Origin of the sequence: Vibrio sp. 10N.222.55.B11, assembly GCF_041473705.1 — a bacterium.
Taxonomy (GTDB): Bacteria; Pseudomonadota; Gammaproteobacteria; order Enterobacterales; family Vibrionaceae; genus Vibrio; species Vibrio crassostreae_C.
The window spans coordinates 121,681-129,831 of sequence record NZ_JBFRST010000005.1; the positions used below are offsets into that span (position 1 = coordinate 121,681).

General features: G+C 44.1%; 3 protein-coding genes and 1 pseudogene. 1 reads left to right on the forward strand and 3 read right to left on the reverse strand.

Features of this window, described 5'->3' with window-relative positions; all coding sequences use genetic code 11:
* Positions 1-45: 45 nt before the first annotated feature.
* Positions 46-1,221, reverse strand: coding sequence for an MFS transporter (locus tag AB4503_RS03800; RefSeq protein WP_017061890.1), 1,176 nt, complete (start codon positions 1,219-1,221; stop codon positions 46-48).
* A gap of 219 nt (positions 1,222-1,440) precedes the next feature.
* Here AB4503_RS03800 and AB4503_RS03805 point away from each other — a divergent pair, with 219 nt between their 5' ends.
* Positions 1,441-2,331, forward strand: a complete 891-nt coding sequence (locus AB4503_RS03805) for a LysR family transcriptional regulator (protein WP_017061891.1) — start codon at positions 1,441-1,443, stop codon at positions 2,329-2,331.
* 94 nt (positions 2,332-2,425) lie between these two features.
* On the opposite strand, the gene AB4503_RS03810 is transcribed toward AB4503_RS03805, so the two are convergent.
* On the reverse strand, positions 2,426-7,405 hold the full coding sequence (locus AB4503_RS03810) for an ATP-binding protein (RefSeq protein ID WP_372113698.1): 4,980 nt from the start codon (positions 7,403-7,405) through the stop codon (positions 2,426-2,428).
* Positions 7,398-8,135: pseudogene (locus AB4503_RS03815) on the reverse strand (HD-GYP domain-containing protein); the annotation flags it as partial. The gene AB4503_RS03810 and the pseudogene AB4503_RS03815, both read right to left, overlap by 8 nt.
* Between the last annotated feature and the right edge of the window lie 16 nt (positions 8,136-8,151).

The window sequence follows — 8,151 nt, forward strand, 5'->3', positions numbered from 1 at the left end:
TTTAATCACAGTAACGAATTTACTGAACCACTATTCGATGAGCCATTACACAGGCTGCTTTTGAATACGCGATTTACGAGCACTAAATGCAAACAGCAAGATAACAGCTAACACGAATGGTAATACGTAGATATTAAGGTTCTGCCACCCTGCTGTCGATTCTAGCCAGCCAGAGAGCATCGCTGTAATAGTCACACAGCCAAAGACAATAAATTCATTAAACGCTTGTGCCTTAGCTTTATTCTGCGATTGGTAGGACTGACTAAACAAACCTGTTGCCGCGATAAACATAAAGTTCCAACCGACACCAAGCACAACTAGAGCCGCTCTGAAGTGCCAGATAGATTCGCCATGAATGTTAATCGCGATACAGACGACGAACAGAACCCCGCCTGCCAAGATCATCATTCTTGAGCCAAACTTCTCGATAAGTGAACCAGTAAAGAATGCAGGAACAAACATCCCCAATACGTGCCACTCAATGACGCCCGCTGCTTTGGTAAAGTCAAAGCCACAACCAATCATTGCCAATGGCGTTGCTGTCATCAGGATATTCATCACCGCATAAGCGACCATGGCAGCAAACACTGCGCCAATAAAGTTAGGCGCTTTTACTATCACACTGAGAGGATCGGATTTAGGTGCCTGACTATTAAAAGAGACTTTTGGAAACTGAATTGTTTGTAAGATGAGTAACGCAAGAATGTTCAATCCAATCAAAGAAGCAAAAGCACCAATGTACAAGCCATCTTGCGACCACTGTTGCGACATAATCGCCAAATTTGGTCCTAATACCGCGGCTAAAACGCCACCAGCCATCGAGATAGAGATCGCTCGGTGACGGGCATTTTCATCACACACCTCGATTGCAGCAAAACGATAAAGCGTGCCAAAACCTATGCCTATCCCAAGTAAGAACGTAGCGAAACAAAACAAATAGAAATGTTGTTGAGACAGTGCGTAGGTGGCAAGACTAGCTCCTGTAATGCCAACCACATTACCAATGCTAAATCCTCGCTTTCTCCCTAACTTGCCTGAAATTAAAGATGCTGGAATAGTGGCTGCCATTAAACCCAAAAACTGCAGTGCAACCGGCAAGGTGATCATGCTGACACTGGGTGCAATCTGCTTACCGATCAAACCAATCACAGAGATCAGTAATATGTTACCCGTCATCAACAAGGCCTGACACAGTGAGAGCAGCCAAACATTTCTATTCATCTTCGTTCCTAAATATGAGCACAGTTGGTCAATAGACCAAAAATTCAACAAAGTCGCAACACTTTGTTACTCATAGCAACTCTACAAAGCGGCCAATATAAAGTGCTACCACCACATGACTTTGATTAGCGTTACTTAAGACGCTAGAGTTGAAATTATCATTACTTAAGATAATAATAATTTTCTGTTATTTATAGGCTTTAGTATTTGAAGGTTAGTATGATTAATCCACTTTGGCTCAATACGTTTAAGACTCTGGTTGAAGTTGGCCATTTCACCCAAACGGCAGAAAAGTTGTATATGACACAACCTGGAGTCAGCCAACACATCAAGAAGCTTGAACAAGCTTGTAATTGTGACCTGCTATCTCGAGAAAACAAGAGCTTCGAACTGACCGAACAGGGTCGGATTATGTATCGCTATGCGATCAAACTAGAGAAAGACCAAGAAGATCTTTTTGAGTCTCTGAGTTTTGATAACCCTTATGCTGGGCAATGTCACTTGTCTTGCTCTGGCTCACTCTCTTTGCGTCTGTATCCCAAGCTTCTTGAACTTCAACAGCAACACCAAGAGCTCAGCATTAACTTAGAAGCCGCTCCAAACAAAAAGATATTGAATGACCTAAGCGAAGGCACTACCGATATCGGCATTGTTAGGCATTCCCCGAACGACAGCTACTACCAAAGCCAAGTCATCGGCAAAGAAGCACTGTGTCTTATTGTTCACCACAGCCTTGCTGATTTAGAGATAACGCCGCAAGTATTGAATGACATTGGCCTGATTGCCCACCCAGATTCTGCACACTATCTGTCTTTGTATTTCGACCTTTGCGGAGATAAAGACTTAGCGAACATCAACGTTAATGAGATACCAAGATCTGGCTACATCAATCAGCTTCACCAGATCTTGCTACCCGTATCAAAAGGATTAGGTTTTACCGTGTTACCGGCTGGCGCGGTTGAACACTTCCCAGATAGAGACAAGCTACACGTTGTGCCGCCAAAGGTAGAAGTAGAGGAAACGCTGTATCTGGTTCAAAAACGAAACCGAAAACTGCCGCACCGATACGATACGGTTGTTGAGCTAATCAAACAGAACGTGAGTCGTTAGTTCGGTATAGATAGATTTAAAGCCTTTAGCTAGCTCGGTATTTCGCTATAAGAGCTAAAGGCTTTAATGTTGAAGTGATATTTATAAAAGACAACTACTCAGAAGCGCCAAGCCCCTCTTTTGCTCGTTCAAAGTCATAATTATCTAACGCACTTCGAACATCTTTGAGAACAACAGAATGTGGATACTGTGCCAGTAACTCAGTCACATATTGAGTTGCATCGTTATCATAAGCATCCAGCAGTGATAGCAACTGAGCATGCTGTTCTGACGTGATGCTCGGTGAATCAGAGGTATCAGCAAGACTCGCATCGGCTTCTTCAGTACTTGTCGTATTGAATCCCCCAACACCAGACACATCAAAGCTGATCTCAACTGCTTTAATCAGTTCGATTAACCCAAGTTCGCCTTGCTTAAGATCTGCTTCATCACACGCCTTGTTATGCGCTTTGCTTTCTAAATCACTGAGTAACTCTGCCAATCGCAATCCACCAATCGAAGCTGCCATGCTTTTTAAGGTATGTAGATTACGCTCTAACGTCTCCCAGTCGCCTTGTACTAAGTTATCAAAAGCATCCGACATAATGTCTGGCGATCCTTGGCAGAACCTATCAAGCATTTTGGCTTGCAGCTTCACATCATGATAAGTCAGTTGCTCAAACCTCGACTGAGAGAAAACAGGCGGCTCAATTTGGGGATCGGAGTGCAATTCCGCACTCTCACCAGAATCACCTGTCTGGATCGCATCTGAAGAGGTGTCTGATGGCGCTCGACCTTCAACTAAGACCTCAGGAACAATGTATCGAGTAATCAAAGACATCGCTTTATCAATAACAATAGGCTTATCCAAGAAGTCCGTGATGCCCGACGCCCTCGCTCGTTGTTTCGCATCATCAAAAACATTGGCTGACATTGCAATAATCGGTACATCTATATCGAATTCACGAATCAAACGGGTAGCTTCAAAGCCGTCCATAATCGGCATTTGAAGATCCATGAAGATTATTTCGTAGTCGTTGTTTTTAGCTAACTCCAGCGCTTCCTTTCCGTTTTCAGCAAGATCGGCATTTAATTTAGAGCGACTGAAAAATGCTAAGGCTAGATCTTGGTTCAGCTCATTGTCTTCAACCAATAACACTCTTTGGCCTTTGAACTCTATCTGGTAATCCAGTTGCAGTTCTTGGGCTTTGAAGTCGGCTAACGCATCCGAGCTTGATCGTGGCAATGTCAGTACAAAGGAGAACTCACTGCCTTGCCCGTAAACACTCTCCACCGTAATTTGACTGCCCATCGCATGCACTAATTTCTGGCTAATGTTGAGTCCAAGCCCTGTACCGCCAAACCGACGTGTCGTTGTGGTATCCGCTTGGCTAAAGGCTTCAAACAGCTTGTGACGGTTCCCATCCGAGATGCCTATCCCGGTATCCATCACACTCACCTTCATGGTTAGACTGCTATCGTTCGAGTCAACATGCTCCACCGTTAACGCTACGCTGCCTTTTTCCGTAAACTTAATCGCGTTACCCACAAGGTTGAGTATGACTTGGAACAACCTCAATGGATCGCCTTGCAATGGCGTGTCTAACTCAGAGTCTATGACCATCGACAAATTGAGCTGCTTCTCAGCCGCTTTCGACTCCATCAGCTCAATCACATCTTTAAAGGTCGTTACGGGATCAAACGGGACGTTATCAATAACAAGTTGTCCAGCTTCTATCTTTGAGAAATCAAGGATGTCATTGATGATACCGAGTAACGAATGGCCAGAACGGTGCACTTTCTCAATATAATTTCGAGCGACAGGATTAGATATTTCGCCAATCGCCAGATAAGACAAGCCAATAATGGCATTCATTGGGGTTCTTATCTCATGGCTCATATTAGCTAAAAATTCCGATTTAGCTTGGCTCGCCAAATCGGCTCTCTGTTTTTCTTCTTCCAATTGTTCGTTAAGGCGCTTCATTTCTGAAATATCGAATGCCCAAAATAGTGTGGCGACTTCCCCATCAATCTCAAAAAGATAGTAACTGACCAAAGCAACAAATCGGGTTCCATCAGACTTTCTGAGTACCAACTCCCTATTTTCAACTTTACCGTTAAGGTCGAGCTCTTTATGCACGCCATCACGAACGCTCAGCGAGTCATGGATAGCAGCGACGTCGATAGAAGACAACGCCTGATTATCCACGCCAAACAAACGTTTCGCCGTATCATTCGCGTAACGAACCTCTTCTTCAAATACCACGCTGGCTGCAATTGGAGAGCTATTTAGCATGTTGTAGAGTTGGTTCTGCGCCTTTTCCAGAGCTTCGGTCGCTTCCTTAGCAATACTGATCTGCTTCGCTAATTTACGATTCCAGAAAATAATAAGAAGAAGGATCACCAGAGAAAAAACCGAAATGGTGTAAACCAATTGATAATCAACTCTTTCTATCGCTTTGGGTGCAGCCCATTTTGCAGAGATCTTCTGGTGTTCTTCAGCTGAGATACTGCCTATCGCTTTGTTCACAATAGACAACAGCAAAGGTTCAGATTTGATGACATGCAGAGTTGGCGACAGGAAGAAGTCTAATCGACCGATGATGCCAATTCCTCGATAGCCAAATGAGTCGATTAAGTAATTTAAGACGTCAACGGTATCAATCATCGCATCAAACTCACCCGATTCGACGAGCTCTAATCCATCATTAGTCGATGACACCATCGACCAATTGATCTCAGGGTAACTATCCACAATAGCTTCTGTGTTGGCTCCCCCTTCTAAAATACCTATTTTCCAACCTGCAGCTTCTTCTAAGACAAGGCTGTTCACATCTCGTCTTGAGGCAATAGCCAAACGACTAGAAAATAACGGCTTACCCGCCTTCACGCCCTCGCCAAGCGAACGATTCTCCACAGCGGCCGACACAAGGTGCACTTTTCTATGGTCAACGAGTCGTCGAGTCTCCTGCCAACTGCCGACATCAACATGTTCCAAGCGTAAACCTGTTTTCTGCTCGATCAGCTTTAGGTAATCATCGATCATGCCGATGTATTCCCCTTTGCTCGATACGGCTTCATAAGGCAAAGAGTTAGGATCAATACCGATTTTCAATACTGGATGAGATTTTATCCACTGACGTTCATTTTGACTAAGATTAAGAAGTTCACCGGCTAAACTGTTCGATTGATAAACATCTGAAATATAACGTTTTGCACCATCTCCGAATGAATCAAACTGCTCAATGGCAGGGAAATAAACATAACTTCCTTCCACGGAATCCACATCGAAATAGAACGTCATAAATCCAGCATTGGTGCTGCCCGTCTGCGTTTTATAGCCAACGCCTTTCGTTACGGATGACAATTTAGAGGTGTTTTTCTTGTCCAATGATGGCGTTGATACATCTCCTAGGAACCAAGATTCAAGCGGTCGCTTATTATTATCAGCCAGTGCCGAAATAACCATGAAAGTATTATCTGCATCAAATATGTCAAAAATCTTAGGCAATTCGTCAAAGCGATCATTAACAATAAAGTACGCTGAGATTTGAGCAATAATATCGGCCTTCTTCAGAACCGGAGTCAGGTCGTTCTTAATTTGTCTTCTAAGAATTGGCTCAAACTCCCCGTCTTCCCTTTTCAGGTTTGCCAATGCGGCATTGAAGCGGTCTCTTAGCTCAGCCCCCCTGAAATCCACGTAGATGGGATAACTGACTTTATAATCTTCATGGATCTGAATCTCGCGCATTTCAATAAACCGGGTATTGGTGACAAACCAGGTTAATACGCGCCTTTCTACCATCAGGAGATCAACATTTTGAGCTCTCAGTTGGGAAAACGCCGACTCTAAGCTGTCGAGATCATCTATCCGATCAATGCTCAATTGGCTTTCCAACACTTCTACGGAGTTTTTAATCGGCGATGTTTCATCGAACAACAATGCACCTAAGGACAAATTTTTTGCCGACTTCAAATCCAGCTTACGCCTCTTTAATGACACTGGCACAAAATCAACATCCATCACCTTGTCACTGACAAAGTGCAATGAAGAGTCATCAAGTTGAACGCCAGAAACAAATGATATTGAGTTGTTGTTATCGATAGCTTGACGAGCTGCAGCACGAGGCAAAGTGACAACGTCACCCAGTCGATACCCCATATCGTTCAATGCCCTTTGCATAATGTCATGCTCTAAGCCAACAGAAGTACTGTCTGGATACATGTAAGGCGGGTTGCCGAATCCAAATACACCTTTAATGGGAGAGCGATAAGGCGAGTCATCTAACCATTTAGATAAAATGCGGTTCTTTTTACTGATATCAAACGTTGCAATCTGTTGATTCAATAAGTTAAGCAGCTCATTGTCGTTTGAACGAATAACCATGGCTGCTTTGATGTTCTTCCAGCGATCAAGTACATGGTTGACCGCTAAATTCTCGACTCCGCTTTTATGAGCAAGATCCATGGTGGTTACAGGTTCAGCCAGTAAGCCATCAACCGACCCATCTTCTAATGCACGAATAGCATCAATGGCCGTATCGAATTCAACTCTCTCAATCGAACTAAGCTGCACGCCAGATCGCTTTAGGTCGATGCTTTCTCGAACCATGGCAATTCGCCTTTTGGCCTCTTGCTCTATTTTATTATTGAGATGATCTTCGGTAGAAAGAATGACGGCAATTTGGTACGAGATATAAGGATCAGTTTGAAGGAAACGTCCTCCTTCGCTGGGATCAAACTGTTGAAACGGAAACACATCGCCTTTCCCGTCTAACAAAGCTTGCTTTGCTTCAGCATGAGAATCTACGCTGATGAAGTTGGTTTTTACGTTGAAACGCTCTTCAAGATCGTAAGCCCAATCTCGAATAATCCCGTCGACTTTTCCGTCATCACCAATAAATGAGTAAGGATAATGACTGGATAGTGTAACAAACGTGATTTCACGATCAGGATCTTGCCATAGGTTTGGTTGTTGATCCGGAGCAGCCTCAGCGTTAACGCTAGCGGCACGAACAACGAATACAACAAACAAAATTATGGCGATGACATAACGCTTACCCCACTTACCCCACATCTGCCAGAGGTCACTCATCTTTGAACTTCTCTTTAATCTCTAGAATCTCTGGCAATTTAATGAAAAACAGATCAACGATAGTCGGGTCAAAATGCTTACCTTTCTGCTCAGTGATTAAAGCCAAAGCATCTTCGACACTCCAAGCTTTTTTATAAGGGCGTTCTGCCGTTAGAGCATCAAACACATCAGCCACAGCAGCAATTCTGCCAACCAGTGGGATATCTTCCCCTGCCACTTGACTCGGGTAACCAGAGCCGTCCCATTTCTCATGGTGATACTGCGCCACTTGAATCGCCATGCGCATCAGTTTTGAATCACTTTGCTGCCCTAAAATCTCCACACCATACTCGACGTGCTTCTGCATGATCGCCCACTCTTCCGCATCGAGTTTTCCGGGCTTAAGCAACACGTTATCAGGGATACCTATCTTACCAATATCGTGCATTGGCGCCGCGTCACGGAGCGTTTCGGCATCTTCGTCAGTCATGCCCAACGCCTTGCCTAGCACCTCACAGTAGTGGCTCATGCGCTTAACGTGCATACCCGTTTCGTTGTCTTTAAATTCCGCTGCTCTACCCAGTATGTTCAGTGTTTCTAGCTTACCGAGATTGATCTCTTGAGTTTTCTCTTTTACCTGACTAAACAACGCGCGTTGTTGGTCATAAAGTGCGATATGCGTTTTCACACGCTGGAGTGCAATTGCAGGGGTTATCGGCTTGGTTAGGTAATCGACAGCCCCCAAGGAGAGTAATGCCGTTCACTTA

What these genes read in the sequence shown, in the direction of transcription:
- AB4503_RS03800 (WP_017061890.1), bottom strand. Translation starts at nt 1,221, where the DNA reads ATGAATAGAAATGTTTGGCTGCTCTCACTGTGTCAGGCCTTGTTGATG.
- AB4503_RS03805 (WP_017061891.1), top strand. Translation starts at nt 1,441, where the DNA reads ATGATTAATCCACTTTGGCTCAATACGTTTAAGACTCTGGTTGAAGTT.
- AB4503_RS03810 (WP_372113698.1), bottom strand. Translation starts at nt 7,405, where the DNA reads ATGAGTGACCTCTGGCAGATGTGGGGTAAGTGGGGTAAGCGTTATGTC.